18 protein-coding genes and 1 tRNA gene (1 of these 19 running past the window's edge) are annotated in these 26,749 nt (G+C 67.6%); 6 read left to right on the top strand and 13 right to left on the bottom strand.

Translation table 11 applies throughout. The features are described 5' to 3' along the window. From ASF72_RS20770 to ASF72_RS05540, 3 genes are all read right to left on the bottom strand, one after another. Positions 1 to 54: transfer RNA gene (locus ASF72_RS20770), tRNA-Met, on the bottom strand; it reaches 84 nt to the left of the window's first position. A 129-nt stretch (positions 55 to 183) separates the two neighbouring features. Beyond that, positions 184 to 3,183: a UPF0182 family membrane protein gene (locus ASF72_RS05545; protein WP_056597140.1), complete on the bottom strand. Its 3,000-nt coding sequence runs from the start codon at positions 3,181 to 3,183 to the stop codon at positions 184 to 186. A gap of 164 nt (positions 3,184 to 3,347) precedes the next feature. Next, positions 3,348 to 4,532: a YlbL family protein gene (locus ASF72_RS05540; RefSeq protein WP_432244827.1), complete on the bottom strand. Its 1,185-nt coding sequence runs from the start codon at positions 4,530 to 4,532 to the stop codon at positions 3,348 to 3,350. A 136-nt stretch (positions 4,533 to 4,668) separates the two neighbouring features. Between ASF72_RS05540 and ASF72_RS05535 the strand changes: the two genes are divergently transcribed. Further along, a complete protein-coding gene (locus ASF72_RS05535) occupies positions 4,669 to 6,069 on the top strand; it encodes a zinc-dependent metalloprotease (RefSeq protein WP_050687888.1) in 1,401 nt (466 codons plus the stop codon). A gap of 75 nt (positions 6,070 to 6,144) precedes the next feature. On the opposite strand, the gene ASF72_RS05530 is transcribed toward ASF72_RS05535, so the two are convergent. The 3 genes from ASF72_RS05530 to nudC are packed head-to-tail and all read right to left on the bottom strand — an operon-like array spanning position 6,145 to position 10,001. Further along, positions 6,145 to 6,795, bottom strand: coding sequence for a M48 family metallopeptidase (locus ASF72_RS05530; protein WP_050687889.1), 651 nt, complete (start codon positions 6,793 to 6,795; stop codon positions 6,145 to 6,147). Next, positions 6,792 to 8,927, bottom strand: coding sequence for an ATP-dependent DNA helicase UvrD2 (locus tag ASF72_RS05525; RefSeq protein WP_056597138.1), 2,136 nt, complete (start codon positions 8,925 to 8,927; stop codon positions 6,792 to 6,794). The genes ASF72_RS05530 and ASF72_RS05525 overlap by 4 nt, the downstream gene beginning before the upstream one ends. A gap of 51 nt (positions 8,928 to 8,978) precedes the next feature. Then, complete coding sequence (nudC, locus tag ASF72_RS05520) at positions 8,979 to 10,001, bottom strand: NAD(+) diphosphatase (protein WP_056597136.1); 1,023 nt, start codon at positions 9,999 to 10,001, stop codon at positions 8,979 to 8,981. Between the two features lie 143 nt (positions 10,002 to 10,144). Here nudC and ASF72_RS05515 point away from each other — a divergent pair, with 143 nt between their 5' ends. Beyond that, entirely contained in the window at positions 10,145 to 11,473 is a 1,329-nt protein-coding gene (locus ASF72_RS05515) for a macrolide 2'-phosphotransferase (RefSeq protein WP_056597134.1), read from the top strand. A 23-nt stretch (positions 11,474 to 11,496) separates the two neighbouring features. Here ASF72_RS05515 and ASF72_RS05510 read toward each other — a convergent pair whose 3' ends face one another. The 3 genes from ASF72_RS05510 to ASF72_RS05500 are packed head-to-tail and all read right to left on the bottom strand — an operon-like array spanning position 11,497 to position 18,736. Further along, positions 11,497 to 14,988 carry an ATP-dependent helicase gene (locus ASF72_RS05510; RefSeq protein WP_235504656.1) on the bottom strand — a complete coding sequence of 1,164 codons (3,492 nt, stop codon included), beginning with the start codon at positions 14,986 to 14,988 and terminating at the stop codon, positions 11,497 to 11,499. A 50-nt stretch (positions 14,989 to 15,038) separates the two neighbouring features. Next, the gene (locus ASF72_RS05505) at positions 15,039 to 18,281 is read right to left on the bottom strand and encodes an ATP-dependent helicase (RefSeq protein WP_056597470.1); all 3,243 of its coding nucleotides are present in this window, start codon (positions 18,279 to 18,281) and stop codon (positions 15,039 to 15,041) included. Positions 18,282 to 18,319: 38 nt separating this feature from the next. After that, the gene (locus ASF72_RS05500) at positions 18,320 to 18,736 is read right to left on the bottom strand and encodes an MGMT family protein (RefSeq protein WP_050687949.1); all 417 of its coding nucleotides are present in this window, start codon (positions 18,734 to 18,736) and stop codon (positions 18,320 to 18,322) included. Positions 18,737 to 18,799: 63 nt separating this feature from the next. Between ASF72_RS05500 and ASF72_RS05495 the strand changes: the two genes are divergently transcribed. The 4 genes from ASF72_RS05495 (at position 18,800) to ASF72_RS05480 (ending at position 22,289) form a co-directional block, all read left to right on the top strand. Continuing rightward, the gene (locus tag ASF72_RS05495; RefSeq protein WP_056597129.1) at positions 18,800 to 19,510 is read left to right on the top strand and encodes a 3'-5' exonuclease; all 711 of its coding nucleotides are present in this window, start codon (positions 18,800 to 18,802) and stop codon (positions 19,508 to 19,510) included. Positions 19,511 to 19,838: 328 nt separating this feature from the next. After that, on the top strand, positions 19,839 to 20,774 hold the full coding sequence (locus ASF72_RS05490; protein WP_050685955.1) for an ABC transporter substrate-binding protein: 936 nt from the start codon (positions 19,839 to 19,841) through the stop codon (positions 20,772 to 20,774). A gap of 16 nt (positions 20,775 to 20,790) precedes the next feature. After that, positions 20,791 to 21,555, top strand: a complete 765-nt coding sequence (locus tag ASF72_RS05485; protein WP_050685954.1) for an amino acid ABC transporter permease — start codon at positions 20,791 to 20,793, stop codon at positions 21,553 to 21,555. Continuing rightward, positions 21,552 to 22,289, top strand: coding sequence for an amino acid ABC transporter ATP-binding protein (locus ASF72_RS05480; RefSeq protein WP_050685953.1), 738 nt, complete (start codon positions 21,552 to 21,554; stop codon positions 22,287 to 22,289). The genes ASF72_RS05485 and ASF72_RS05480 overlap by 4 nt, the downstream gene beginning before the upstream one ends. Positions 22,290 to 22,372: 83 nt before the next feature. On the opposite strand, the gene hemL is transcribed toward ASF72_RS05480, so the two are convergent. From hemL to ASF72_RS05460, 4 genes are all read right to left on the bottom strand, one after another. Continuing rightward, positions 22,373 to 23,704, bottom strand: coding sequence for a glutamate-1-semialdehyde 2,1-aminomutase (gene hemL / locus ASF72_RS05475; RefSeq protein ID WP_050685952.1), 1,332 nt, complete (start codon positions 23,702 to 23,704; stop codon positions 22,373 to 22,375). A gap of 16 nt (positions 23,705 to 23,720) precedes the next feature. Beyond that, positions 23,721 to 24,821, bottom strand: coding sequence for an LLM class flavin-dependent oxidoreductase (locus ASF72_RS05470; RefSeq protein WP_056597127.1), 1,101 nt, complete (start codon positions 24,819 to 24,821; stop codon positions 23,721 to 23,723). Continuing rightward, complete coding sequence (hemB, locus tag ASF72_RS05465; protein WP_050685948.1) at positions 24,821 to 25,801, bottom strand: porphobilinogen synthase; 981 nt, start codon at positions 25,799 to 25,801, stop codon at positions 24,821 to 24,823. Before hemB ends, ASF72_RS05470 begins: the two co-directional genes overlap by 1 nt. Positions 25,802 to 25,862: 61 nt before the next feature. Next, positions 25,863 to 26,747: a uroporphyrinogen-III synthase gene (locus tag ASF72_RS05460; RefSeq protein WP_056597125.1), complete on the bottom strand. Its 885-nt coding sequence runs from the start codon at positions 26,745 to 26,747 to the stop codon at positions 25,863 to 25,865. Positions 26,748 to 26,749: the final 2 nt, after the last annotated feature.

Genomic DNA, 26,749 nt, shown 5'->3' with positions numbered 1-26,749 from the left:
TTGAACCTGTGACCTCTGGGTTATGAGCCCAGCGAGCTACCGAACTGCTCCACCCCGCGTCGCAAGATCTACTTTACCGGGAGGTGAACGTGGGGCCAAATCGGGAGGGCGTGATGTGCGTCTCGCAGCGGCGGCGCCCGCCCCATAGAGGAGCGGACGCCGCCATTGCAATGCCTTTACTGCCTAATTTCCGGCGGACGCCGAGGGCGAAGCGGACGGCGAGGCCGAGGGTTCAGCCGAGGCATCCGGAGCCGGCGTGGCCTCCGGTGCTGCACTGGCCGGCACCTTGGCCTCGGCGTCGAGGGCTTTCTGCAGTGCTGCAGAGATGCGCTTCTGCGCCTCGCCGTAGGCTGCGAAGTCTCCCGCTGCCAGTGCGGCCTGACCGGCCTGGATGGCGGAGTTGGCCTCGTCCAGGGCCGCCTTGAGCTCGGCCTTGGCGTCGGCGTTCCCCGGTGTGGTCGGCGCTGCCGGGTCCACGGGCGTCTGGCCGTTGTTGTCCGAGTCGCCGGCCGCAGCACCGGAGTCGCCACCGAAGAGCTGCTTCAGCGCCTCATCCAGGGTGGGCGCGAAGCCCACCTTGTCACCGAACGCCACCAGCACGCGCTGCAGTGTGGGGTACGACGTCTCACCAGTGGATTTCAGGTAGACGGGCTGGACGTACAGGATGCCGCCGCCCACCGGAAGGGTGAGCAGGTTGCCGTTGAGGACTTCCGAAGCACCCTGGCGCAGCAGGTTCAACGCCTGGGAGACCGTGGGATCCGAGTTGAACTTGTTCTGGGCCTGTCCAGGGCCGGGGACCTGGGTCTCCGGCGGGATCTGGAGCAGCCGCAGCTGGCCGTAGCTGTCAGCCTTCACACCAGCCTCGTTCCCAGCGTCGGAATCCGCCGCAAGGAAGCCGTACAGCACGTTGCGGGCATTGCCGTTGACGATCTGCGGTATGAACGAGGACGTCAGCTGGAACGCGGGTTCCTTCTGGTCAGGCATCTGCAGTGACATGTAGAACGGCGGCTGCTTGACGCCGCTGGTCGAATCCACTGTGGGGTCCGCCGGTACGCTCCAGACGTCCTTGGTCTGGTAGAAGGTGGACGGGTCCGTCACGTGGTACTCGCCCAGGAGCTGGCGCTGGACCTTGAACAGGTCCTCCGGGTAGCGGACGTGGCTCATAACATCGCCCGACATTTCGGAGAACGGCTTGAGCGAGGTGGGGAACACTTTCTGCCAGGCCTTCAGCAGCGGGTCCTGGTCATCCCAGGCGTAGAGCGTGACGGAGCCGTCGTAGGCGTCAACAGTGGCCTTGACCGAGTTCCGGATGTAGTTCACCGAGCTGTTGGGCAGGGCCACGGCGCGTCCGGACGTGGTCTGGGTGTCAGTGGTGGCATCGGAAAGCTGCTCCTGCTGCGAGTACGGGTAGTACTGGCTGGTGGTGTAGCCATCCACGATCCATTTGACCCTGCCGTCCACCACTGCCGGGTAGGCGTTGCCGTCGACGGTCAGGTACGGGGCGACCTTCTCCACGCGTTCGCGGGGGTTCCGGTCGTAAAGGACCTGTGATTCCTCGTTCACGCCGTCGGAGAGGAGCAGGTCGGAGGACTGGAACTTGATGGAGTACAGGATCTTGTTGAAGAAGCTGCCCACGTTGGGACCGCCGTTGCCTTCGAACGTGTACTGCGCATCGCCTTCGCCTTCGCGGCCTGAGGGCCGGTCCTGCTCACGCGCCGGCGCTCCGTCCGGGGCACCCACGATCGAGTAGTCCGGCGAGGACTCGCCGAAGTAGATGCGCGGCTCGTAGGTGGAGTCATCGCCCAGCACACCTGTGGAGGGGATTCCGGACTGCAGGAACTCGGGCTTGCCATCCACCGTGAACTTGTTGCCCTTGGCAGCAACCACGCCGTAGCCGTGCGTGTACACAACGTGCTGGTTGAGCCAGCCCTGCTGATTGTTGGCGACGTTCGACGGGTTCAGTTCACGCACCGCGATCACGGTGTCCTGGATCTTGCCGTCAACCTCATACCGGTCAACGTTCAGCGCCTCGGGGAACTGGTAGTACGGGCGGTACTGCTCCAGCTGTGAGAACGCGTCCGAAATCAGGTTCGGGTCCAGCAACCGGATGTTCGCCGTGGTCTGGGCGTCCGGGGCGAGGGCACCGGTGCTCGCCGTGTTCGTGGCGTCATACCGGTCCACCTGGATCGCATCCAGGCCGTAGGCGGCCCGGGTGTTGTCGATGTTCCGCTGGATGTACGGCTTTTCCAGGGTCTCCTCAGACGGACGGACCTGGAACTGCTGGATGACCCACGGGTAGACGCCGCCGGCCAGGATGGATGTGATGACCAGCATGGCCGTGCCGATCACCGGCAGCCGCCAGCGGCCGATCACAGCGGACACCACAAAGAGGATGGCAACCAGGACGGCCGCGACGGCGAGGATCGCCTTGGTGGGAATGACGGCGTTGACGTCGGTGTACAACGCACCGGCCCAGCGTCCGCCGTTGCTCTGCACGGCGGAGAACCGGTCCAGGAAGAAGTTGACGCCCAGGAGGACCAGGAAGGCGGCACCGGTGACGGCGATGTGGATCTGGGCTGCGCGGCTGGTGAACACACCGCGTTCCATCAGGCGGATGCTGCCGTACAAGTAGTGGGTCAGGATGCCCGCAATGCCGGCGATGACCACAACGCTGATCAGGAAGCCCACCACGAAGCCCAGGAACGGCAGGACCATCAGGTAGAAGCTGATGTCCATGTTGAATTGGGGATCAGTCTTGCCGAACGGCTCCTGGTTGAAAAACAGCAGGACTTTCTGCCACTGGCTGGCTGCGGCGCTGCCGGCAAACAGGGCAAAGAGGACAGGCAGGCCGATCATGACGACGCGCCGGACGGGTTCCAGCTGGGCCTGGTACCTGTTGAGGTTGTCCCTGACTTCGGAGTCCGGGGCGTACACCGGCCGGGACCGGTAGGCGATGCGGATGGCGAAGAAAACACCGGCGAACATCAGCGCAAAGCCGGCCAGGAAGATGCCGATCCGTGACAGGTTCTCGGTGAGGAAGACTTCCAAGAACCCCAGTTGGCGGTACCAAAGGACGTCAGTCCAGACATTGGCAAAGAAAATGAAGCCCACAACCACCAGGGCAACAACGATCAGGGTGGGCGTCAGTGCGCCGCGTCTTGAAGGGGGTCTACCGGTGGGCATGGAGCTGGCAGGACGGGACAAACTGGTACCTCATAGCTGGTCGTCAGATTTACGAGCGTGCGTGCGAGTGACGTCAGGTCCCGGCCAAACCGCTGGATCAGTCCGTCATAATTGCCACGAGTGGCGGTATTGCTTAGTTCCTGTCGAGGACAGATGCGCCCAGTCTAGTTGTTTGTGCACGCTGGCAAGCCGGACGTGTCCTGGCCGCTGCCGGCCAGTTCGACGGCGGCACGCGCACCGGCGAGATTCTCCACCCGGACCACCTGCAGGCCGTCGGGGATGTGCCCCACCACTTCGTCGCAATTGCCTGCGGGCGCGAGGAATACAGTGGCTCCGGCGGCCCGTGCGCCGATGAGTTTCTGTCCGATGCCGCCGATGGGTCCCACGGCACCGTCCGGTGAGATGGTTCCAGTTCCGGCCACGTGCTTGCCGCCGGTGAGGTCACCGGGCGTCACGGTATCGATGATTCCCAAGGCAAACATCATTCCGGCACTGGGGCCGCCCACTTTGTCCAGGGAGATCTGGACGTCGAAGGGAAAGGTGAAGAGTGCCTTGAGCACCACACCCAGGACGAACCTGCCCTCGCCGTTGTCCTTGGGAGTGATGGTCTGGGTGACCTGCTGCCCGTCGCGTTCCACCACTACGTCCACGGGGGCACCCTTGCCTGCCGCGAGGTCCTCCTGGATGACGGCGAGGGACGTGATGTCCTTGCCGTTGATGGAGACAAGGACATCAGAGGGCTGGATCTTGCCTTCCGCGGCGGCCCCTGTGGAGAGGTCTACGGCCTGGAGCTGCTGGCCGTAGGGGATGCCCAGTTCGGTCAGCGCTGAGGCGATGGCGTTTTCCTGCGAGGTGGTCATTGCCACAGTGCTTTGTTCCTGGGCTTCCTCCTTGGAGGTACCCGTTGGGTACAGCAGTTCCTGCGGGTAGACGGCCTTGGAGCGGTCCAGCCAGGCGGAAAAGGCACCCAGGATGCTGACCGGCCCGTTGGGGCCGCCGTCCACGTAAACGGTGGTCAGGTCCAGGTTTCCGGCCGCCGGGAATGTTTCCCTGCCGGTCACACTGATGACGGGGTGGCCCTGGCTCTGTCCCAGGGTGTTGTAGGTGGGGCCGGGTGATTCCACTACGTAGGGAACGGGAATGGTGGCGACGGCGATCCCCAGTCCCAGCGCGGACACACCGGCGAGCATCATGGCCGAGACCTTACGGTCCCGGGGCGAAGGCCCGGTAGGGGCATCCGGCGGGAAGCCTTCGGCAGGCCAGCCGCCGGCTGCCTCAGGCGTGGCGGGCGGCGGGGTCAGCCCGGAGGCATGGTCCTCTGGCGGGAGTCCGCCACGGGTCGTAGTCACCGGACCAACATTACGCGGTGCTGGCCGTTGACAGCTCTTTGCCTACAGCGAACGGCGCCGCGGGGCGGCAGACAGCCGTGCACCACCGGGGTACCGTGAAGGTTGATCAACAGTCACACCGACGATCGGCGGGATCATGACCTCCAATCCACTCAACTCCTCCAACGGCGACGAGACGCCGAAGGATCCGTTGACCGAAATGCTGCAGAACCTGATGGGCGGCAAGGGGATGGAAAACTTCGACCCCGCCGAGCTGGCCAAAGCTGCCGGCCTGCCGGACGACCCCAACCTCCTGGCCCAGATGTTCTCCCAGGTCCAGGCCATGATGAGTGCACCGTCCGAGGGACCCGTCAACTGGCAGCTGGCCCACGAAAACGCCCGACGCGTGGCCGCCACCGGCGCAGACCCGTCCGTCACCTCCCAGCAGTCGAAGGAAGTGGACGAGGCACTGCGCCTGGCCGAGCTCTGGCTGGACCCGGTCACCGACCTTCCTGCCACGGGCCTGATTGGCCGTGCGTGGTCCCGTGCGGAGTGGGTGGAGGCCACCCTGGGAACGTGGAAACGGCTCACCGAACCGGTGGCGAACAGCATTGCCAACGCGCTGTCCGCAGCCATGACCGAGCAGATGCCCGAAGAGATGAAGTCCATGATGGGCGGAGCGTCCTCCATGCTGCAAAACATGGGCGGAGCGATCTTCGGCATGCAGCTGGGGCAGGCCATCGGCGCCCTGTCGGCGGACGTGGTCAGTTCCACCGACATCGGCGTGCCGCTGGCCGACCTGGAGATGGCCCTGCTGCCGGCGAATGTGGCGGCTTTCGGCGAGGGCCTTTCCCTGCCGGCCAACGATATCCGGCTGTTCCTGGCCGTCCGGGAAGCTGCGCACGCACGACTCTTCGTCCAGGTGCCGTGGCTGCGGGGCCATCTGCTCAGCGCCATCGAGGCGTACGCCAGGGGCATCCACATCGACACGTCCCGCATCGAGGAACTGGCACGGGACCTGGATCCGAGCAATCCCGAAGGCATCCAGGAAGCCCTGTCCCAGGGCGTGTTTATGCCGCAGCGCACTCCCGCCCAGGACCAGGCCCTGGAAAAACTCGAAACGGCCCTGGCCCTGGTGGAAGGGTGGGTGGACGAGCTCACCGCGGCCGCCACGGAAAAGGTCCTGCCCTCGGCGGGTGCTCTCCGCGAAACGGTCCGCAGGCGCCGCGCCACCGGCGGACCCGCCGAGCATGCCTTCGCCTCGCTGGTGGGTCTTGAACTGCGCCCGCGCCGCCTGCGTGACGCCGCCACCCTGTGGGCCAGCCTCAAGGACGAACGCGGCATCGAAGGCCGGGACGCCATCTGGCACCACCCTGACCTGCTGCCCACGTCAGAGGACCTGGATGATCCTCAAGGCTTCAGCGCCCGCCGGAAACTCGCGGAAGCCAGCGACAGCGAAGTGGACGACGCGCTGCAGAAGCTGTTGAGCGGTGGCTTCGATGACGCCCCGGAGAAAACCGACGACGACGACAGCGGGGAGCCCCAGCCGAAAGGGTAACCGCCGCGAAGGCCCGGCACGCCAGTGCCGGGCCTTCGGCGTCCGTCGCGTCATTCAGGCGTTGCGGTGGAAAAATCAGTCGGCGTCAGCCGGCCACCCGTGCGGTTCCGCGCCGGCCTCGGATCCGCTCTCCGGCAGGCCCCGGCCGGTGGCAAACGAGACGCCTTCGAGGAACGCCTTGGCCCGTTGTGTCTCCGGGTATGCCGTGAGCAGTTGCCAGAAAGCGGCATTGTGGCTGGCCACCAGGAGGTGGGCCAGTTCATGCAGCAGGACGTAGTCGATAACCCACTGCGGCATGGGCCGGAGCTTGTCCGACAGGCGGATGGAGCCCTGGGCAGGCGTCGCCGAACCCCAGCGTGAGTTCTGGTTGCTGACCCAGCGCACCGACGTCGGTACTGCGCGGCCGCCGAGGTACTGCCCGGAGAGCTGCGCCGCGTGGGCCGCGAGGGCTGCGTCGGAAGCGGGACGTTTCCTGCCGGCGGCCGTCCGCCGCTCCCCCTGGCGCTGCAGCTTGGCCAGCATCCGGTGGGCCCACTCCGCTTCCTGGGCCTTGGTGAAGCGGGCCGGGATGGCCACTACCGCCGTGCCGTTCTCCCAGAACGCCGCCACGGTGCGGGTGCGCCGTGCTGACCGCCGGATCTCCACGGGGGCACCATCAGCGGTGGTCAACGGGGCTGCCGCCCGCCGGCCAAGGACCGGCGCCGCAACGACTGCCGGCTCTGTCACAGTTCGGTACTTTCGATGAGGACCCGCAGGACGTCCTCGCCGTAGCGTTCCAGCTTGGTGGGCCCCACTCCGGCGAGTTCCGCGAGTTCCTCCAACGATTCAGGCTGGGCCTCGGCGATGGCCGTGAGCGTTGCATCCGTGAAGACAACAAACGCCGGGACGTCCGCCGACTGCGCCACGTCGCGGCGCCAATTCCGCAAGGCGTCGAAGGTCTGTTCCTCGTAGGTGGGCGGGCACGAATTGCAGCGCCCCACTTTCCGTTCCGCGCCGGTGCCCAGCATGGTGCCGCAAACCCGGCACATGGCCGGGGCCGCGGCCTTCCGGCGTGGCGCCGGGCCTTTGCCCCGCAGGCTGGAGGTGGCCACCGAGTTGGGCCGGAGACCATCCATAAACCGCGACGGTTTGCGGTTGGCGCGCCCGCCCGGTGTCCTGGCCGTTGACCAGGACAGGGACAGGTGCTCACGGGCCCGCGTGATGCCCACGTAGAGGAGGCGCCGTTCCTCGTCCACTGCTTCGGGTGAATCTGCGAACGAGATGGGCATCAGGCCTTCACTGAGCCCCACCAGGAAGACGGCGTCCCATTCCAAACCCTTGGCGGCGTGCAGGGAGGCCAGGGTAACGCCCTGCACGGTGGGCGCGTGCTGGGCAAGTGAACGTTCCTGCAGTTCGTTGACGAAATCAGCGAGGCTGAACTCCGGCCCGCGGACCTCGCGCAGCTCATCGGCCAGCGCCACCAGCGCTGCCAGGGATTCCCAGCGTTCCCGCAGGGCGCCGCCGCTGTGGGGAGCTGATTCGGTGTAGCCGAGGGAGGCCACGATATCGCGGACCACCTGGCCCAGCGTGCCCGCCGAGTCATCCTCGGCCACGGCCCGCGTGGCTGCCCGCAGCTGCAGGATGGCGTCCCGGACTTCCTTGCGCGCGAAAAACCGTTCGCCGCCGCGCAGCTGGTAGCCGATTCCGGCCGCTGCCAGCGCCTGCTCGTAGGCTTCGGACTGTCCGTTGGTTCGGAAAAGGACAGCCACCTGGCTGGCCTGGGTGCCGTCGTCGAGCAGTGCCTTGATCTTCCGGGCCACGGTGGCGGCCTCGGCTTCGTCGTCCGAGCACTCGGTGAACTCGGGGACCGGGCCCGCAGGCCGCTGCGCCACAAGCTGCAGCGGCGACGCCCAGGCGGCGTCAGCGACCGGACCGCCGCTGCGCCGTCCGGCCAGGAGGTCGTTGGCGAGCTTCACCACCTGCGGGGTGGAACGGTAGTCGCGGATGAGCTTGACCACTTTGGCTTCCGGATAGCGCGCTTTGAAATCGAGCAGGTGCTTCGGCGATGCGCCGGTGAAGGAGTAGATGGTCTGGCTGGCGTCACCCACCACACAAAGCTCGTCCCGGCCGCCCAGCCACAGCTCCAGGAGCCGCTGCTGGAGCGGGGAAACGTCCTGGTATTCGTCCACCACAAAGTGCCGGTACTGCTCACGGACGGTGGCGGCGACCTTTTCGTCCTCCTGCAGGATGCCCACCGTGATGAGCAGGACATCCTCGAAGTCGATGACGTTCCGGTCCGTTTTCACGTCCTCGTAGGACTGGAAAACACGGGCGACGGCGGTCAGGTCGAAGCCACCCGGCGCGCCACGGTCCTGGGCGTTCTCCAGGTAGTTCGCCGGGGTGAGCATTGACACTTTTGCCCATTCGATTTCCGAGGCAAGGTCGCGGATGGAGGCCCTGTCAGTACTCAGCCGAAGGCGCCGTGCAGCCTCCGCGAGCATCTGGGCTTTATGGTCCAGGAGGTTGGGCAAGGTGCCACCCACGGCCTGGGGCCAGAAGAACTGGAGCTGGCGCAACGCGGCTGCGTGGAAGGTGCGGGCCTGGACATTGCCGGCGCCGAGGTCCCGCAGCCGGCTGCGCATTTCCGCGGCAGCCCTCGCGGTGAAGGTGACGGCCAGAAGCCGCTGCGGCGAGTAGACGCCTGAGTGCACGCCGTAGGCGATGCGGTGGGTGATGGCGCGGGTCTTTCCGGTTCCGGCGCCGGCCAGCACGCACAGCGGACCGTTGAGGGTGCTGGCCACCTCACGCTGTTCGGCGTCCAGGCCGCCAAGGATGCGGTCCTCGAGGGAGGCTGTGCCGTCAAAATTCTCTGTAGTCACTTCTGCTGTTCTTAGTCTCGACTGCCGGATGAATCCGGTGGATGGTTGGCCTCAGGAACCGGTGAGGTCCTGGATGCGTCCGCCGTACCAGTGTTCGATCAGGGACCTAGCGATGGAAAGCCTGCTGGAGATGGTGATCTCACCAGCGAGCACGGCTGCCTGGAGTTCTTCTCGGCTGAACCAGCGCGCCCTGGTGACCTCAACGCCGTCGGGCGTTGCCTCGGTGTCTTCAGTGATGGCGGTGAATCCAAGCATAAGGGAGGCAGGAAACGGCCACGACTGCGACCCGAGGTACTGGCAGGCTGCCACCCGGACGCCGACTTCCTCGTGAATCTCGCGGACCACTGCCTGCTCGAGGGACTCGCCGGGCTCCACAAAGCCGGCCAGGGTGGAGTAGTTTTTGGCTTCCGCAGGACCCCCGCCGCCCAGCAGCACCCGGCCGTCCGGGCCAACCACCGTCACGATGATGGCGGGGTCCGTCCGCGGATAGTGTTCGGATTGGTCCGAAGGGCACCGCCGGACCCAGCCGCCTGCTTCGACCTCTGTGGGCGTGCCGCACCGCGGGCAGTGCGTGTGCAGGGCGTGCCAGTTGGTAATGGCGCTGGCTTCGACAAACAAGGCTGTGTGCAGGCTGCTCAGGCCCGCTGCGACGTCACGGAAACCGGCCCAGGCGGCGTCCTCGGGGATCCCGGCCGTGCCGGGCGCTGCAGGTTCGGACAGGACAAAGAGCAGCAGTTCGGTGCCTTCGGCAAGTTCCCCGCCCGGAAGGGCCGCGCCCAGGTAAACCACCAGTTCCGGGCCCTGGCCGGCAGCTGTGAGGGCTTCGTGGAGCTCCCTGGCCCCGGCCATGAACAGGCCGACGCCGTGGATCAGGCCCTGCCGCCGGGACAGGACAACAGCCATCGTCCCGGAGCCTGCCAGCAGGTCCGCCACCATGCCGGGCCTGACCCGTCCCACCGAGCCACGGTCCACCAGGGCAGGCCGGACCGGGAGGAGGGCGTCCGTCAGGTGGTTGGCCGGCAGCTGCGCCGGCACCTTCCGGTGGAGCGGCATTACAGACTCAGCGTGGCTCATAGGTCCACCGTACTGACTGGGACTGACAATTGACATTTCCAAGGGCCCGGCTGTGGACCAGCGGACCGCACTATTTCCACATATCTCAAGACTCGCCGCCGCCGGATGGGCCCGCGGGCGGGCGGGCAATCTACCGTTGAACGGTGAGAAGAAAACCGATTGAACTGGCCGCCATTGCAACCGCGGCAGTCCCCGGGCTGACCCCCACGGCCGTCAGCGCAGCCCCGGACGATCCCGCGGACTTCGACTCGGCCCTCCTCCTGGATTCCGAGGGCAAGCGCTGGCGGGTCCGGTCACCCCGGCATGCCGAAGCAAGCGCCCGGCTGGAAACCGAGTTCCTGGTGCTGCGCGCCTTCGCCCCCGGCATCCGCGCCGAGCTGCCATTCCTGATGCCCACGGTGGCCGGCAGCGTCAGGCTTGGCACGCTCACCACGTTTGTCTACTCACATCTGGCGGGCAACAACCGCAGCATTGAAGACCTCACCGCCGGGCCGGACAGCCTGGCCCGGGAAGTTGGTGCCGCCCTCGCGGCCATCCACGACCTGCCCCGCGCGCTGGTCAGCAACGCCGACCTGCCCAGTTACACCCCCAACGAGTTCCGCCAGCGCCGGCTCAACGAGCTGGACCAGGCCGCCACCACGGGCAAGATCCCGTCGGCATTGCTCCGCCGCTGGGAACACGCCATGGAGGACGTGTCCCTGTGGCGTTTCAACCCCTGCGTGGTCCATGGTGACCTGCACGAGGACAACCTGCTGGTGGAGGGTCCCCGCGTCACCGCCGTCACCGGTTGGACCGACCTCCGGATCGGCGACCCTGCCGACGACTTTGCCTGGCTGGTGGCCTCCAACGAACAGGACTTCGTGGCCGCGGTCCTGGCCGGCTACACAGCCGGACGGCGGGACACCCCTGACCAGCACCTGCTCCGCCGGGCGGCCCTTTCCGCCGAGTTCGCCCTGGCCCAGTACCTGGTCAAGGGCATCGCCGCGGGCGACACCGCCATGGTGGCCGAGGCCGAATCCATGCTCGAGACCCTGGCCAGCGATATCGCCGAATACGGCGGGCAGCCCATCAGCGTGGAGCCGCAGCCCGCCTCCGGCAGCGCCGCCCAGGACGCCGGGGCTTCGCCGGCCGGACCTGGGGAGCCGGCCGTCCACGTCGCTGGAAATGCCGTGGCAACGGACGACGGCGGCCATGCCGCGGCCGGGAAAGCCGTGACCGTGACACCGGTACCGGTAGCCGTGCAGCCGGCCGTCCACGTGGCGCCGATCCCGGTGGCTCCGGTTCCTGTGACTCCAGTCGAAGCGGCCCCGGTCGAGGCGGCCCCGGTTCGCGCGGACTCCGCGGCGCCCGCAGCGGATACCTCACCCGGCGAAACCGGGGAGGATACCTCCACCGCCGCCATCTCGATCGTTGAGGCCAAGCAGGCTGAACCGGAACCCTCCGGGCAGGGCCCGGCCAAGTCCGGCAGCTGAGCGGGCCCCGGGCGCACCCCTGATTAGGCCAGGGCGGCCTGGACCAGTTCCTCGAGTTCCCTTGCCGTTGCCAGGTCATGGGGCCGCACCACGTTGTTGTCAGCCACGTAGAAGAAGGCCGCGCGCACGTCATCCAGCGGGACACCCTTCAATCGGGCCCAGGCCAGCCGGTAGACGGCCAGCTGCACGGCCCTGGTCCGCAGGTGGGCACCTGATGGACGCCTGCCGGTTTTCCAGTCCACCAGGTCCCAGCGCCCGTCAGCGTCCTGGAAGACGGCATCAATCCGGCCACGGACCACCACGTCCCCTACCCGGGTCTCCACCGGCACCTCCACAAATGCCGGCGACCTTTCCGCCCAAGGAGAAGCCTTGAACGTGGCCACCATGGCGTCGAGATCGTAGGCGGCGTCGATGTGGTCGTCCGCGCCGGGGGCCTCCCCCAGGTCCAGCATCCCGGTGGTGCCGAAGTAGTCCTCCACCCAGGCGTGGAACGCCGTGCCCTTGCGGGCCGACATGCCCGGTTCGCGGGGCACAGGGCGGCGGAGCCGGGACAGGACTGCCGATGGGTCCTCGCCGAGGTCCACCAGCGTTGACGCCGAGATGTGGCTGGGCAGGTGCACGTCCTGGCCATGGGAACGGCGGGACCGCCGCTCCAGCAGCAGCGCCGCTTCACGGGCCCACCCAGCGGCCGGCCCGGCGGGCAGGCTGGCCGGAGTCGGTTTTCCGGCGTCGGCTGGGCTGTGCAGCTCCTCCCCCGCGGCCACGGCCGGCAGGGCAGCGACCACCCGCGCGGCGGCGGCCTCCATCATTGCCCGGCGGCCCCTTGACAGCCGGAGCCGCCCTCCGGTCCGCGGATCCACTGGCCCTTCCAGGGGGTCGTATGGCCAGGTGGCGATTTCGGTTTCCAGGGTCAGTGGACTGGCCTCCGGGAGGGACTCCTCATCGAGGGACAGCGGGTGGACGGTGGCCTGCGCCTGGTGTCCGGCACCCGCCGGTACCTGCGCCAACGGTTCCAGCTCGGCCAGGAATGGGGACATGGCTGCCTGGCCGGCCCGGGATCCCACCCATGCAGCGCTGGATACCCACAGGACGTGCTTGGCCCGGGTGTACGCAACGTAAGCCAGCCGGCGCTCCTCCGAGTCGCCGTGCGCCTGGACGTTGGCTTTGTAGTCCTTCTCGGCGTCCAGCCACCCTTTTTGGTCCGGCTGGTCCAGGTCCCACTGCGGCAGGTCGGCGCGGTCCCCCCGCAACGGCCATGGCAGCGCTGCCGCCCCGCTGCTCCAGCGGGAATCACGGTCGCTGGGAAAGGCACCCGCGTTCAGCCCGGGCACAAACACCACGTCCCACTCCAGCCCCTTGGAGGCATGGACCGTCAGCAGTTGCACTGCTTCCCGGTTGACGTCGCTCGCCGGCGCCTCCAGCCCGTTTTCCTCAGCGGACGCGGCTTCCAGCCATGCGAGGAAGGCGAGGATGTCCACACGCTGGGAGGTCCGCAGGAATCCCGCGGCGGCGTCCTGGAAGGCATCGAGGTTCCGGCGGGCCTGGTGGATGCTGATGCCGGGCCGGGCCGCCACTTCAATATCAAGGAGCATGGCCCGCTCCACTTCGCCCAACAGCGTGGTCAGGTCGTCGCCGAGGTAGCCGCGCAGCTGGCGGAGTTCGGCGGCAAGCCGGCCCAGCCGGTGGCGGGCGTCCGCGCCCAGTGTCCGGCCGTGGACGGAAACCCAGTCTTCCCGCGGCAGCCAGTCCACGGCTTCCACCAGGCTGGCGCCATCCGTGAGGTCGCTTTCGAGCACCTCAGGTTCGGCCGGGGCATCCGGCGGGCCGTCAGCGTCTGCGGCTGATCCCTCCGCAGCGCGTCCCCGCCGCCGCGCCAGCTGGCTGGACCAGTCCCGCAAAGCCATCAGGTCCGCCGGACCCAGCCGCCAGCGGGCGCCGGCCAGCAGTCGCATCAGGGCATCGGACCGGCCCGGATCGGCAAGCACCCTCAGGGTGGCTACCAGGTCCACAATCTCCGGTGTGTCCAGCAGGCCACCAAGGCCGACTATTTCGTAGGGAATCCCCCGGGCTTCGAACTGGCGCCGCACCGGTTCCATCTGGGCACGCCGGCGGCACAGGACCGCCAGTGCAGGCGGCACAGGTGTTCCGTCCGGGGCCAGTTCGAAGTCCGTAACCCGGTATTTCAGGACGTCCGCCGCCAGCGCTGCGGCCTCGTCCGCGTCGCTGCCGAACCGGCCCAGAACCACTGATCCGTCCACGGCATAGGGGCTGGCCTGTAGCGGAGGTACGTCCGCCACGGCACCCGGCGCACCGCCTGCCGGCCCCTTCTGTCCGGCCGCCCGGACCAGGGACTCGGACATCACGTTTGCCGCGGACAGGATGGAGCGCCCGTTGCGCCACGCCGTGGTGAGGTACGAGGTGGGTGCGGGCGACCAGTCCCCGAGCAAGCCGGGGCTGGTGTTGCGGACCGGGAATTCCCGTACGAAGTGGAAGAGCTGGCCTGCTGACGCGCCGCGGAAGCCGTAGATCGACTGGTTGGGGTCACCCACTGCTGTCACGGCGTGCCCGCCGCCGAAGAGCCGGGAAAAAAGCACCAGCTGGGCGTAGGAGGTGTCCTGGAATTCATCAAGCAGCACCACCTTGTAGCGCTGCCGCTCCATGTGGGCTGCCAGGGGCACGTCCTGCGCCACTTTGGCTGCGAGCGCCACAAGGTCGCCGAAGTCCAGGGCGCCGCGGGCGCGTTTGGCTAGGGCGTAGCGGCCCACCATGTCGGCCACGCTGGCCCTGGTGCGCAGCATCCCGGCGAGTTCAGCGGCGGCCTGTGGCGGGTTCTTCTTTTTGGTGGCCAGGTAGGGCAAAGCCTCGAACTCGGAGAGCCTGGCCATCAGCCACGCCTCAACATCCTCGGGTTCCTGCAGGTGTTCCGCGCATTCGCCCGCAAGCTGGATAACGGCCTTGACCAGGGTGGACTTCGCGGCACGGAAATGGGCGTATTCGCCGTCGTAGGCTTCCACCACTTCACTGGCCAGCTGCCACGCCTGGGCGCCGCCCAGGAGGACCACGTCCCGCTCCACGCCCAGCCTCAGGCCGTAGTCGGACACAATGCCGCTGGCGAACGAGTGATACGTGGAGACCTTGGGTTCGAGGGCGTCGGCACCGAGCAGGCCGGCCGGGAAGATCTTGTGGCCCTCGTCCTGGCCTGACAGGCGTTGCAGTCCCACCAGCTTGGCCCGGATCCGGGAAGCAAGCTCACCGGCCGCTTTGCGGGTGAAGGTCACGCCCAGGACTTCCTCGGGCCGCACCCAGCCGTTGGCCACCAGCCACACCACACGGTCGGCCATGGTGGCTGTCTTGCCGGATCCCGCGCCGGCGATCACCAGCCGCGGCGTCAGTGGTGAAGAGATGATGGCGGACTGCTCGGGGGTGGGAACGTTCTTCTCCCCCAACAGCACGGAGAGCTCTTCGGGTGTGAACAGCGGCTCCGGCGGCAGCTGCCCGGCCTGCTCCGTGCCCATTCTGCCCCCTGCCTGGTCCATTCCCGTTCGGTCATCTGCCTGGTCCGTACTCATTCGGTCACCTGCCGGCCGCGCGCACACAGCGGGCACACTTCCGGGAGCCGGCAGCCGTGGCCGCCATGACTGCCCTTCGACGGGTCATGCCGGGCCTCGAATTCGCTGCCGCCCATCACTGCTGCGGCGTCCTTGACCATGTCCATGGCCCAGTTTTCCTGCGGGTCAACGGGTTCCTGCTGCTGGATGGCGGGGGTTTTTGCTCCGGTTCCCAGCTGGGCCAGGACCGCTCCGCCGGGCGTGCCGGTGCCGCCGCCTTCCGGGGCTGCGAAGCCGCCGGCCAGGACCGCTGCCTGGTAAGCGCCCAGCTGCGGGTGCCGTGCCAGGTCGGCACGGCCTGGCTGGCGTTTGCCGGTTTTGAGGTCCACAATCACCAGCCTGCCCTGGCCGTCAATTTCCAGCCGGTCCACCTGTCCTCGGAGTACGGCGTCGCGTGGCTGGTCCCCGTCCACGGCTACAGTCCCCAGCGCCACGTCAAAGTCCGTTTCCACGCCCAGGAGGCTGCGGCCCTCGCTGCGCATCACCAGAACATACTGGGCCAGCTTGCGGACCATCGTTTCGGCACGCTGGAAATCCAGCCGGCCCTCCCAGTTGTCCTTCATCCCCAGCGCGGGCCAGCGGCGGACCAGTTCGGCCACGTATTCGGAGCCGGAGGCGTCCGGCAGTTCCTGTGCGATGGCGTGGACCAGTGTGCCCAGGCTGCGGGCGAAATCCGTGGCGGCCTCTCCCCCGGCTGCCTGGACGAACCAGTCCAGCGGTGACTTCTGGACGGTCTCCACCTTGGACGGCGACACAAAGACGGTCCCGCCAGGCGGCACCACCGCGTCCGTGGAGGTGGGGGGCGCCAGCCCCCACCAGGAGTCCGGGTGGGCGCCGGGAACGGGTGGCTGGGCGGATGCAAGGTGTGCCAGGATCCGTGCGGCCTCGGGAGCCGCGCTGTCCTCCGCCTGGGCATGCTGGCGCAACTCGGCAACGAGGGCCCGAAGGGTCATGGGCCGCTCCACCTGGGTGAAGGGCCTGCTTTCCTGGCCCCGTTCAAGGGGGGCCACGTAGTCCAGGAACGACGACGGCTGGTGGTCCTCTGAGGATACGGCGGTGCAGATCAGCAGTTCGCGGGCCCGGGAGACTGCGGTGGAAAAGCTGCGCAGTTCGTCGTAGCGGATGTCCCGCAGCCGGCTGAGGGGGTCCCGCTGCACGGCATACGCGGGGCCGTGCTCGACGGCGTCGCTGTAGAGGGTGCTGCCCAGCAGCTCGCCGCGCAGCCTTGTGTTGGGCCAGACGCCTTCCTGCAGCCCTGCAACAAGGACCACCGGCCATTCCCGGCCCGCTGCGCTGGCCGGAGTCATGATTTCCACGGCGTCGTCCACCTGGGCCCGGGCAGCCAGGGTGTCCATGGGAAGCTCCTGGTTCAGCAGGTACTCCAGGAACTGTTCCGGCCCGGCCCCTGGAACCTGGTCCACGTACCGTTCGGCGGTGTGGAACAACGCCATCATGGCGTCGAGGTCCCGGTCGGCACGGGCGCCGGGCTGGCCACCGGCAAGCGCGGTGCCCGTCCACTGGGACGACAGCCCGGTGGAGTTCCAGAGCGCCCACAGCATGGACTCGGCGTTGGCGCCGGGGACGGCGGCGGCCTTGCGGCCGGCCTGAAGCATCCGGGCCGTCCGCCGGGCGGCCCTGCCCTCGATACCCAGCGATGCCAGCTCCGCGGGGTCCAGCAGGGCTTCGATCAACAGCGCGTCGCTGGTCCGGCCACCGCCGCCCAGGAGTTCTTCGCGGCGCAGCGACTGCCGCAGCCGGCGCAGCTCAATGGGACTGGCGCCGCCAATCCTGGAAGTCAGGAGCGCAACTGCCGCCTCGGGGGTCAACAGTTGCGGGTCCAATGCAATGGCGAAGGCGTCCAGCAGGGGCCGGACCGCCACCTCGTCCCGGACGGCGGACTCTGCCACGGAAACGCGGACCGGGATGCCCTGGCCGGAGAGGTAGCGCTGGAGTTCGCTGACCTGCCCGCCGTTGCGGACGATCACGGCCACGTCAGCCAGGTTCCTGCCATGGTTGATGTGCTGGTCCAGGATGCGCTGGGCAACGTACCGCAGCTCATGGACGGGCGAGGGAACCAGGTGTGCTTCGACCATTCCCCGGGCCCGGTCCGGTTCCGGTGCTTCAAGCCTGCGGGCAAGCTGGCCGCCTGCCCGGACCGAGATGCGGCCGGCCACGTCCAGCCAGGCGGCAGCAACGGCCGGTGCCTGCCGGTGGGCATAGCCGAGGGGACGCTCCACCACGGGGCCGGCCGGCGACAGAAGCCGGGGCAGTTCGGCCACGAGGTCCGGGCGCGCCCCGCGGAAGCCCTGGACCACTGTGTCCGGCGACGAGGTGACGTAGCAGTCCTTCCCCGCAGCGATGTCCGCCAACAGCTCGAAGACGGCCGGATTGGCTTCCTGGATGTCGTCCACCAGGACCAGCTGGAGACGGTCACGTTCGGCAGCGAGGAATTCAGGAAAGTCCTGGAAAACCTGGCGTGCCGCCGTGATGATTCCTGCCGGGTCGAAGGCCTCAGGCATCCGCAGGTCCAGGACGTCGCGGTACTCGGCGTACAGCCGGGCAGCGGCAGCCCAGTCCGGCCGCCCGCAGGCGGCGCCCAGGTCCTCAAGGTCCCCGGCGGTCCTGCCGGACTCGATGATGCGGTCAAAAAGTTGCCGGACCTCATGGCGGAAACCCCGCGTCTCCAATGCCCCGTCAAGATCTGCGGGCCACGGCAGTTCCAGGCCGGGAATCCGGTGCCCCTCAAGGAGTTCCCTGATGATGAGGTCCTGTTCCGGCCCGGACAGCAGCCGTGGCGCCCGGTCCAGGGGAAGGAAGCCTGCCACTTTGGCCCGGCGGATCACGTCGAAGGCATAGGACGCCCAGGTCCGCGCCGGCGTGGTGCTCAGGCTTCGGTCCAGACGGGCGGTAAAGCGGTCACGCAGGAAGTCTGCTGCCAGGCGGCTGGGCGCCAGGATCAGCATCCGTTCAGGGTCGACGCCGTCCCGCTGGACCCGCCTGACGGCCGCCTCCACAAGGACAGTGGTTTTGCCCGTTCCCGGCGCGCCGGGGACCAGCACCGGCCCCGCGCCGTGACTGACGTCCACGGCGGCCTGTTGGTCCCCGGAGAGCCGCGGGACGCCTGCGTGCAGCTGGCGGGGCGCAAGAAGCCGGAGACCGGCCGGTTCCGGGGTGGCCCAGCGCTGGTCCGGGTCCTGCAGGAAACCGTCGCGGACGCCGGTGAAGGGGATGGTTACGCTCACACCGACATTCCATCATCAGCCACTGACAATCGATGCACCTGGCGCTCCAGCAGGTCGGCGATGGCGTCGATCCGGTCGAAGTCCGCATCCAGCGGCGCCCACCGGGCAGCCTGCAGATCCACGCGCCAACGGCCCTCCCCCGTTGCCAGGAACGCCTGATGGGCACCGAGGAGCGGGGTGGCCTCGGCCAGGTAATGCCGCAGCGCGTCGGCTTCGTGGCCCTCCGGAGCCTGGCCGCTGGCCTTGAGGATGCGCCACCATGGAACACCGGTGCCGTAATGGCTCATCACCGCCCCCACCTGGCGCGGCCCGCCCGCGCCCAGGAGCTCGGCGACATCGCCGTAGGCCACCGCGGACCCGGCGGGAACCAGCTGTACCACCGCCAGTACCGCCTCCACATACTCAATCCGCATTGATCCAATGTAGCCGCAGTGGCGCTCCCCGGAATTGTCTGCGGTCACCGTTAGCGTTGAGGTATGAGCACCTGGAACACCCTCCCCCGCGCAGCCTTTGACCTTGAGACCACGGGCCGTAACTCCCGCTCCGCGCGGATCGTCACCGCCTCGGTCACGGTGGTGGACCACCAGGGTGCGGTCATCAGCGAGCACGAGTGGCTGGCAGATCCCGGCGTGGAGATTCCCACCGAGGCCAGTGACATCCACGGCGTCACCACGGAAAAAGCCAGGCGTGAGGGACGGCCCGCCCGCGAGGTCACCCAGGAACTTGCCACGCTGCTGCAGGAACTCTTCGACGCCGGAACCCCTGTCATTGCCTTCAACGCCAGTTACGACTTCACGGTCCTGGCAGCCGAGTCGGCCCGGTACGGTGTCCCCCAGCTGACCAGGTTCCCCGTCCTGGACCCCTACATCATGAACAAGCAGGTGGACCGTTACCGCAAGGGCAAGCGCACCCTGACAGCCCTGTGCGAGGAGTACGGCGTGGTCCTGGACAACGCACACACCTCAGCTGCGGATGCGCTGGCCACATTGCGGGTACTCGATGCCATGGCCGGCAAGTTCCCCAAGCTGGCCATGCCCGCCAGCAAGCTGCACCAGCTGCAGGTGGACTGGGCCGTCAGCCAGGCCGCCGACTTCCAGGGCTACCTGCGCAAAACCAAGCCGGCGGCGGTCATCGAAGGCGACTGGCCGGTCCTGCCGCCACAGGATGCCGGCGTCGGCGGGTTCTGACCGCCGCTGGACACCCGCGGGGCTGCGAGGCAAGTCACAGTAACCCTGCTTCATAAAACCGCCACAATCATCCGCAGGTCATTCGGTCCGGCCGCATCCCCCCCGGACTGCCTGCCACTGTTATCCGTTGCAAGCTGAATATCGTTCGGGACTCGCCGCCGTCGTCCGTCTATTATTCACCTCACGGGTCGGTTCGGAGGGGGTGAGACAATAAAGTTTTGCGGCCACCCCTGCCTTTCATGCCCACATCAGCATGGGCGGATGCCAGGCGCCACCAGCGCAGCCTCGCGGCCGGTTGATTTATGACTCAATGAAAGTGACATCCCCAATGAGAATCAAAGCAATGAAGTGGTTCACCGCTGCTCCTGTTGCCCTGGCCCTGGCTGTTTCCCTGGCCGCGTGCGGCTCGGGAGCCTCCACGCCGAGCGGAACCCCCACGGACGCCCTCGCCGGCAGCGACCAGCAGACGCTGGATAAATACACCACCGCCGAGGTCACCCCGATCGACAAGATCGACAAAACCAAGCTGGGGCTCAACACCGAGGGCAAGCTTGAGGTGGGTACCCTTTCGGACGCACCGCCCAACATCTTCATCGATCCGTCGGGCAAGTTCACGGGTTACGACAACGAACTCCTGCGTGCCGTTGCCGGCAAGCTGGGCCTTGAGGTTGAGTTTGTTGCCACCGATTTCTCGGCGCTGCTTTCCCAGGTGTCCACCAAGCAGTTCGACGTCGGGTCCTCCTCGATCTCCACCACTGATGCCCGTCGCCAGAACGTCGGCTTCACCAACGGCTACGACTTCGGCTTCATGGCAGTGGTCGCCAAGACCGACGGCGACATCAAGGGCTTCGCCGACCTCAAGGACGACGTGCGCATCGGCGTTGTCCAGGGCACAGTGCAGGATGACTACGTCACCAACACCCTGAAGCTGGAACCGGTCCGCTTCCCGGATTACGCCACCGTCTACGCCAACGTGCGCAACGGCCAGGTTGATGCCTGGGTGGCTCCTTCCCAGCAGGCCACCGGCCAGGTCAAGGAAGGCGACGGCACCGTCATCGCCGAGTCCGTGGTCAACACGCAGAACTTCACGGCTTACGCAGTGGCCAAGGATAACCAGCCGCTCATCGACGCCCTGAACTCAGGCCTTGACGCGGTCATCGCCGACGGTACCTGGTCCAAGCTGACCAAGGAGTGGTACCCGGACCGCGAAACCCCCACCGACTGGAAGCCGGGCAGCAAGGCCGCCACGGTTCCGCAGAGCTGATTGAGCGGCAACGTTCATGGATCTCCTGGACCAGCTCGCTGACACCTTCTTCAACTGGGAGGAAATGGCCAAGGTCATTCCCTCCCTGTTGATGGTGGGCCTGCCCAACACCCTGATTCTGGCCGTAGCGTCCGGCATCCTCGGATGCCTTCTGGGCCTGCTGCTGGCGCTGATGGGAATTTCGCGCAACGCCGGCGCCCGCTGGGCGGCGCGCATCTACACCGACCTGTTCCGCGGCCTGCCGGCCATCCTGGTGATCCTGGTGATCGGTATCGGCCTGAGTCCCATCGCCCGGGAAATCACCGGCACCCGCAACCCGTATCCGCTGGGTATCCTGGCGCTGACGCTGATTGCGGCGGCCTACATCGGCGAAATTTTCCGCTCCGGCATCCAGAGCGTGGAAAAGGGGCAGCTGGAGGCTTCCCGTGCACTCGGGTTCAGCTACGGCCGGTCCATGCGCCTGGTGGTGGTGCCGCAGGGCATCCGCCGGGTCCTGCCGGCGCTGGTGAACCAATTCATCTCACTGCTGAAGGATTCGTCGCTGGTGTTTATGCTGGGCCTCGCGGCGTCCGACCGGGAAATCTTCCGGATCGGCAACGACGCCATGGCCAACACGGGCAACCTGTCGCCGCTTGTGGCGGCCGGCGTGATGTACCTGATCCTGACCGTCCCGCTCACGCACCTGGTGAACTACATCGATAACAGGCTGCGGACCGGTAAACCGGAAAAGCGTGAACCGGACGAGCTGGCAGCACCTATCGGCAAGGGGGCACAGGCATGACGGACTTTACTTCCGGCACCCTGACCGGCAAGAACCTGCACCTCTCCTTCGGGCACAACCATGTCCTCCGTGGCATCGACCTGCACGTGGAAAAGGGCACCACAGCATCGGTGATCGGCCCCTCTGGGTCCGGCAAGTCCACGCTCCTGCGGGTGATGAACCGCCTCATCGAACCGGACCAGGGTGACATCCTTCTGGATGGCCGCTCGGTCCTGAAGGACAATCCGGACGAGCTCCGGCAGCGCATCGGCATGGTGTTCCAGCAGTTCAACCTGTTCCCGCACAAAACAGTGGTGGAGAACGTTTCGCTGGCGCTGCAGAAGCTCCGCAAGCTGTCCAAGGACCAGGCCCGCGCCGAAGCCCTGGAACAGCTTGACCTGGTGGGCCTCAAGCACAAGGCCGATGCACGGCCAGCCAACCTGTCCGGCGGCCAGCAGCAGCGGGTGGCAATCGCCCGCGCTTTGGCCATGAAGCCAGAGGTGATGTTCTTCGACGAGGCCACCTCAGCCCTGGACCCGGAGCTGGTCAAGGGCGTCCTGGCGCTGATGACCGACCTCGCCAAGGGCGGCATGACAATGGTGGTGGTGACCCACGAGATGGGCTTCTCCCGCAACGTTTCCGACTCCGTGACCTTCATGGACGCCGGGGTTGTGGTGGAGTCGGGCCCGCCCGAGCAGATCTTCACCTCCCCCGCGACGGACCGGCTCAAAGGCTTCCTTTCGGACGTCCTCTAGGCCCCGTCGCTGGAACGGAAAATCCCCGGTTGCCTTGGTGGCAACCGGGGATTTTTTTGCGCGGGTAAGGGTCGACGCCGGGACTAGCCTTGGGCTGCGGCGGCGGCCCCAGCGGCGGCCGGCAGGGCGTCGAAGATGCGGTTCATGGCAGCGTCGTCGTGCGCGGCTGACAGGAACCATGCCTCAAACACCGACGGCGGCAGGTACACGCCGGACTCCAGCATGGAGTGGAAGAACGGTGCGTACCGGAAGACTTCCTGGGCCTGGGCGTCGGCGTAGTTGTGGACGCCGTTGGCCGAGGTGCCGAACGCCACCGAGAACAGGTTCCCGGCGAACTGGATGGAGTGGTCAACCCCGGCTGCGTCGAGGGCCTTGGACACGGCCGAGGACAGTTCCAGGGACCGGACGTCGATGAAGGAGTACACGTCGCGGGTGGCGTGGGTGAGGGTGGCAACCCCGGCAGCCATGGCCACGGGATTGCCGGACAGCGTACCGGCCTGGTACACCGGGCCCACGGGTGCCAGGTAATCCATCACGTCGGCACGCCCGCCAAGGGCCGCCGTCGGCATTCCACCGCCGATGACCTTGCCGAAGGTGAGCAGGTCCGGGGTCCAGGGCTCCGCCGCGTCCGGGGCGCCGCCGGTGAGTCCCCAGTAGCCCGAGTATCCGGTGCGGAAGCCGGTCAGGACCTCGTCCACAATCAGCAGCGCGCCGTGTGCCCGGGTGATCCGGGACAGGCCCAGGTTGAAGCCCTCCGCGGGGGTGACCACACCCATGTTGGCGGGGGCAGCCTCGGTGATGACGGCGGCAATGTCGGCCCCATGCAGGGCAAACGCGGCTTCGACGGCGGCAAGGTCGTTGTACGGCAGTACCAGCGTTTCAGCGGCGGTGGCCGCGGTGACGCCGGCGGAGCCGGGCAGCGCCAGCGTGGCCAGGCCAGAGCCGGCGGCGGCAAGGAGCCCGTCCAGGTGGCCGTGGTAGCAGCCGGCGAACTTGATGATCAGGTTGCGGCCGGTGAAGCCGCGGGCCAGCCGGACAGCGGTCATGGTGGCCTCGGTGCCGGTGGAAACCATCCGGACACGCTCTGCGGCGGGCACCCGCTCCTGCACGATGGCGGCGAGGTTGGCCTCATCCGGGGTGGATGCACCGAAGGACAGGCCACGGTCCACTGCCGTGTGGACGGCATCCAGCACGGCGGGGTGGGCGTGGCCCAGCAGGGCCGGCCCCCAGGAGCAGACGAGGTCAACGTATTCCTTGCCGTCGGCGTCCGTCAGGTACGGCCCTTTGGCGGACACCATAAAGCGCGGTGTGCCTCCGACTGACCCGAAGGCCCGGACCGGGGAGTTGACCCCCCCGGGCATCAGCTTGCGGGCACGGTCAAAGAGTTCCTCGTTGCGGAGGTTGCTGGAAGTCATTGGTTTATTCTCTCAGTTAGCCGGCCAGCAGTTCCGCCACCCTGGGCGCCACCGCCGTACCCATCAGTTCAATGGACCGCAGCATCGCGGCGTGGGGCAAAGGTCCGCTGCTGTACTTCAGGTCGAAGCGGTCAGCACCCAGGTCCTTTTTGAGCCGGACGATCTTGCCGGCCACCGTTTCCGGTGACCCGACGTACAGGGCACCCTCCGGGGCGCACAGGGCTTCGAACTCGCCCCGGCCGGCGGGGCCCCAGCCGCGTTCGGCGCCGAGCTTGTTCCGGAGTTTGAGCCAGTGCGGGAAGAACTCCACCTTCGCCGCTTCGTCGGTGTCCGCCACGTGTCCGGGCGAGTGGGTGGCAACCTGCTGTGCCGGGTGCCCGTACTTGCCCATCGCTTCGCGGTACAGGTCCGCCAACGGGCCGAAGGACCGGGGCTGGCCGCCGATGATCGCAAAGATGATGGGGTAGCCGTACTGGGCGCAGCGGAGCACGGATTCGGGGGTCCCGCCGACGCCGATCCAGGTGGGCAGCAGGTGGTGCTCCAACGGCGGGTAGACGCTCAGCCCGTGCAGCGCGGGCCGGGTGCGGCCTTCCCAGTGGACCGGTTTCTGCGCCCTGACCTTGTCGAACAGCTCCAGTTTTTCCTCAAAGAGGACCTCGTAATCGGCAAGGTCAAGCCCGAACAGCGGGAACGATTCCACAAAGGAGCCGCGCCCCAGCATCACTTCAGCGCGGCCGTTGGAAATGGCGTCCACCGTCGAGAAACGCTGGAAAACACGGATGGGATCATCTGAGCTGAGCACCGTCACGGCGGAGCCCAGCCGGATCTGCTGCGTCCGGGCGGCGGCAGCAGCCAGGAAGACCTCGGGGGCGGAGACGGCGTAGTCCTGCCGGTGGTGCTCCCCCACGCCGAAGGAGTGAAGACCGACGGCGTCGGCAAGTTCGGCCTGTTCCAGCAGTTGGCGCAGGGCCTGGGCGTGCGGTTGTGGGCTGCCGTCCGGATTCTCGCCAACGTCCCCGAACGTGTTCAGGCCCAGGAGGATACGGTTCGCGCCCACGGGTGCAGTGGGGCTGGCCGGTGCCGGGCCGGCGGCGGTGGCGTGTTGCGTCTCAGTCATCAGGATTCCTTCAGCCAGCCGGCAAGCTCGGCGGCCCAGTAGGTGAGCACCATGTTGGCGCCGGCGCGGCGGATGCCAAGGACGGATTCGGTGATGGCTGCCCTCCGGTCGATCCAGCCGTTGGCGGCGGCCGCTTCGATCATGGCGTACTCGCCGGAGATCTGGTAGGCAGCCACGGGGACGGGGCTCATGGCCGCGACGTCCGCCACGATGTCCAGGTAGCTCATGGCGGGTTTAACCATCACGATGTCGGCGCCTTCGGCGAGGTCAAGCTCCACTTCGCGGAGCGCTTCGGTGCGGTTGCCGGCGTCCATCTGGTAGGTCCGCCTGTCGCCCTTGAGCTGGGAATCGACGGCTTCGCGGAACGGGCCGTAGAAGGCGGACGCATATTTGGCGGCGTAGGCCACCACGGACGTGGTGGTGTGGCCGGCCGCATCAAGGGCAGTGCGGATGGCGGCGATCTGGCCGTCCATCATGCCGGAGGGACCGAGCATGTGGGCCCCGGCGTCGGCCTGGGCTACGGCCATCCTGGCGTAGATCTCCACGGTGCGGTCGTTGTCAACGTAACCGTCGGCGTCGAGAACGCCGCAGTGGCCGTGGTCGGTGAATTCGTCGAGGCACACGTCGCTCATGATGACCAGGTCATCGCCGACTTCGGCGCGGACGTCGCGGATGGCCTTGTTGAGGACGCCGTCAGGGTCCAGCGAGGCGGTTCCCTCGGCGTCGCGGACCTCGGGAATGCCGAACAGCATAATGCCACCCAGTCCCAGCTCCACGGCCTGGGCCGCCGCGCGCCGGAGTGATTCGGTGGTGTGCTGGGCTACGCCGGGCATGGACGTGATGGGGTTGGGTTCGGTGAGGCCCTCGCGGATGAAGGCTGGCAGGATCAGCTCTGCCGGCGCCAGCCGGGTTTCGGCGGTCAGCCGCCGCATGGCGGGGGTGGTGCGCAGGCGGCGGGGGCGGTGGTTGGGGAACGTCATGGTCCTGTGTCCTTCACGGTGTCTCAGGTGCTGGAAGTTGGGGGGCAGTGGCCAGGGCCGGTCAGGGCGGTGCTGCGGCCAGACCGGGCTCGTGCCCTGGTCCAATGGAACCTGTCAGGGCTTCGACCAGCCCGGCAGGTGTGGGGTCTGTAGCCACTGCCGCGGCGGGCCAGCCGAGCTCCGCAGCCTGGTCCGCCGTCGACGTCCCGATGGCGATCAGGCGGCAGGCCTGGAGCGGGAACAGGACGGCAAGCCGCCGGACGGCGCTGGGTGAGGCCGCCACAACGGCGTGGATGGTGCCCGCAGACATGCCGGCAGCTGCAGTGGCCGCAGACACCAGCCGCGGCTGTGGGGTGCCGGGTTCCGCGGCGATGGCCAGGCGGCGCTCCGGTGCGGCCGGGAAGTCCACGGTCCGGTAGGCGGTGACAGCCGTGACGTTGCTGCCGGAAGCTGCCAGTCCGTCCGCCAGCCGGGAAGCGGCGATGTCTGCCTGGGGCAGCAGGACGGGGCCGGTTCCGCCGGGCCAGACTTCAAGGAGCCCGGCGGCGGACTGTTCGCGGGCTGGGACCAGGGTGACAGTGACCCCGTTGGCTTCGAGCAGCCTGCGGGTGGCCGGCCCGATGGCCGCGACCCGGGTGGCAGCGGGCAGCCAGGCCCCCAGGGATAGCCCACGGTCGACGGCCTGGGCCACCAGGACGTGGACGGTGGTGGCGCTGCTGACCACCAGCCATTCGAAGGCACCGGCACCCAGGCCGTCGCAGGCCACCTCAAGGGCGTGCTGGTCCGCTGCCCGTTCAAAGTCGATCAGGGGCAGCACCAGGGCTGTGGCTCCTGCCGCCTCCAGTGCTGCGACCAGCCCGGTGGACCGTTCGGGACTGCGGGTTACCAGCACCTGGGTGCCGCGCAGCGGCTGCCCGGTTCCGGATTCGCTGGACGTGGGTCCCATTG

This window comes from Arthrobacter sp. Leaf141 (assembly GCF_001424565.1).
Classification (GTDB): domain Bacteria; phylum Actinomycetota; class Actinomycetes; order Actinomycetales; family Micrococcaceae; genus Arthrobacter.
The sequence above is the reverse complement of the archived record's forward strand: the minus strand, read 5'-3'. Positions and strand labels throughout refer to the sequence as shown.

Coding starts and splice junctions, on each gene's coding strand:
- ASF72_RS05490 (WP_050685955.1), top strand. CDS start 19,839: ATGAGAATCAAAGCAATGAAGTGGTTCACCGCTGCTCCTGTTGCCCTG.
- hemL (WP_050685952.1), bottom strand. CDS start 23,704: ATGACTTCCAGCAACCTCCGCAACGAGGAACTCTTTGACCGTGCCCGC.
- ASF72_RS05500 (WP_050687949.1), bottom strand. CDS start 18,736: ATGCGGATTGAGTATGTGGAGGCGGTACTGGCGGTGGTACAGCTGGTT.
- ASF72_RS05535 (WP_050687888.1), top strand. CDS start 4,669: ATGACCTCCAATCCACTCAACTCCTCCAACGGCGACGAGACGCCGAAG.
- hemB (WP_050685948.1), bottom strand. CDS start 25,801: ATGACGTTCCCCAACCACCGCCCCCGCCGCCTGCGCACCACCCCCGCC.
- nudC (WP_056597136.1), bottom strand. CDS start 10,001: ATGAGCCACGCTGAGTCTGTAATGCCGCTCCACCGGAAGGTGCCGGCG.
- ASF72_RS05510 (WP_235504656.1), bottom strand. CDS start 14,988: ATGGGCACGGAGCAGGCCGGGCAGCTGCCGCCGGAGCCGCTGTTCACA.
- ASF72_RS05545 (WP_056597140.1), bottom strand. CDS start 3,183: ATGCCCACCGGTAGACCCCCTTCAAGACGCGGCGCACTGACGCCCACC.
- ASF72_RS05495 (WP_056597129.1), top strand. CDS start 18,800: ATGAGCACCTGGAACACCCTCCCCCGCGCAGCCTTTGACCTTGAGACC.
- ASF72_RS05480 (WP_050685953.1), top strand. CDS start 21,552: ATGACGGACTTTACTTCCGGCACCCTGACCGGCAAGAACCTGCACCTC.
- ASF72_RS05485 (WP_050685954.1), top strand. CDS start 20,791: ATGGATCTCCTGGACCAGCTCGCTGACACCTTCTTCAACTGGGAGGAA.
- ASF72_RS05460 (WP_056597125.1), bottom strand. CDS start 26,747: ATGGGACCCACGTCCAGCGAATCCGGAACCGGGCAGCCGCTGCGCGGC.
- ASF72_RS05470 (WP_056597127.1), bottom strand. CDS start 24,821: ATGACTGAGACGCAACACGCCACCGCCGCCGGCCCGGCACCGGCCAGC.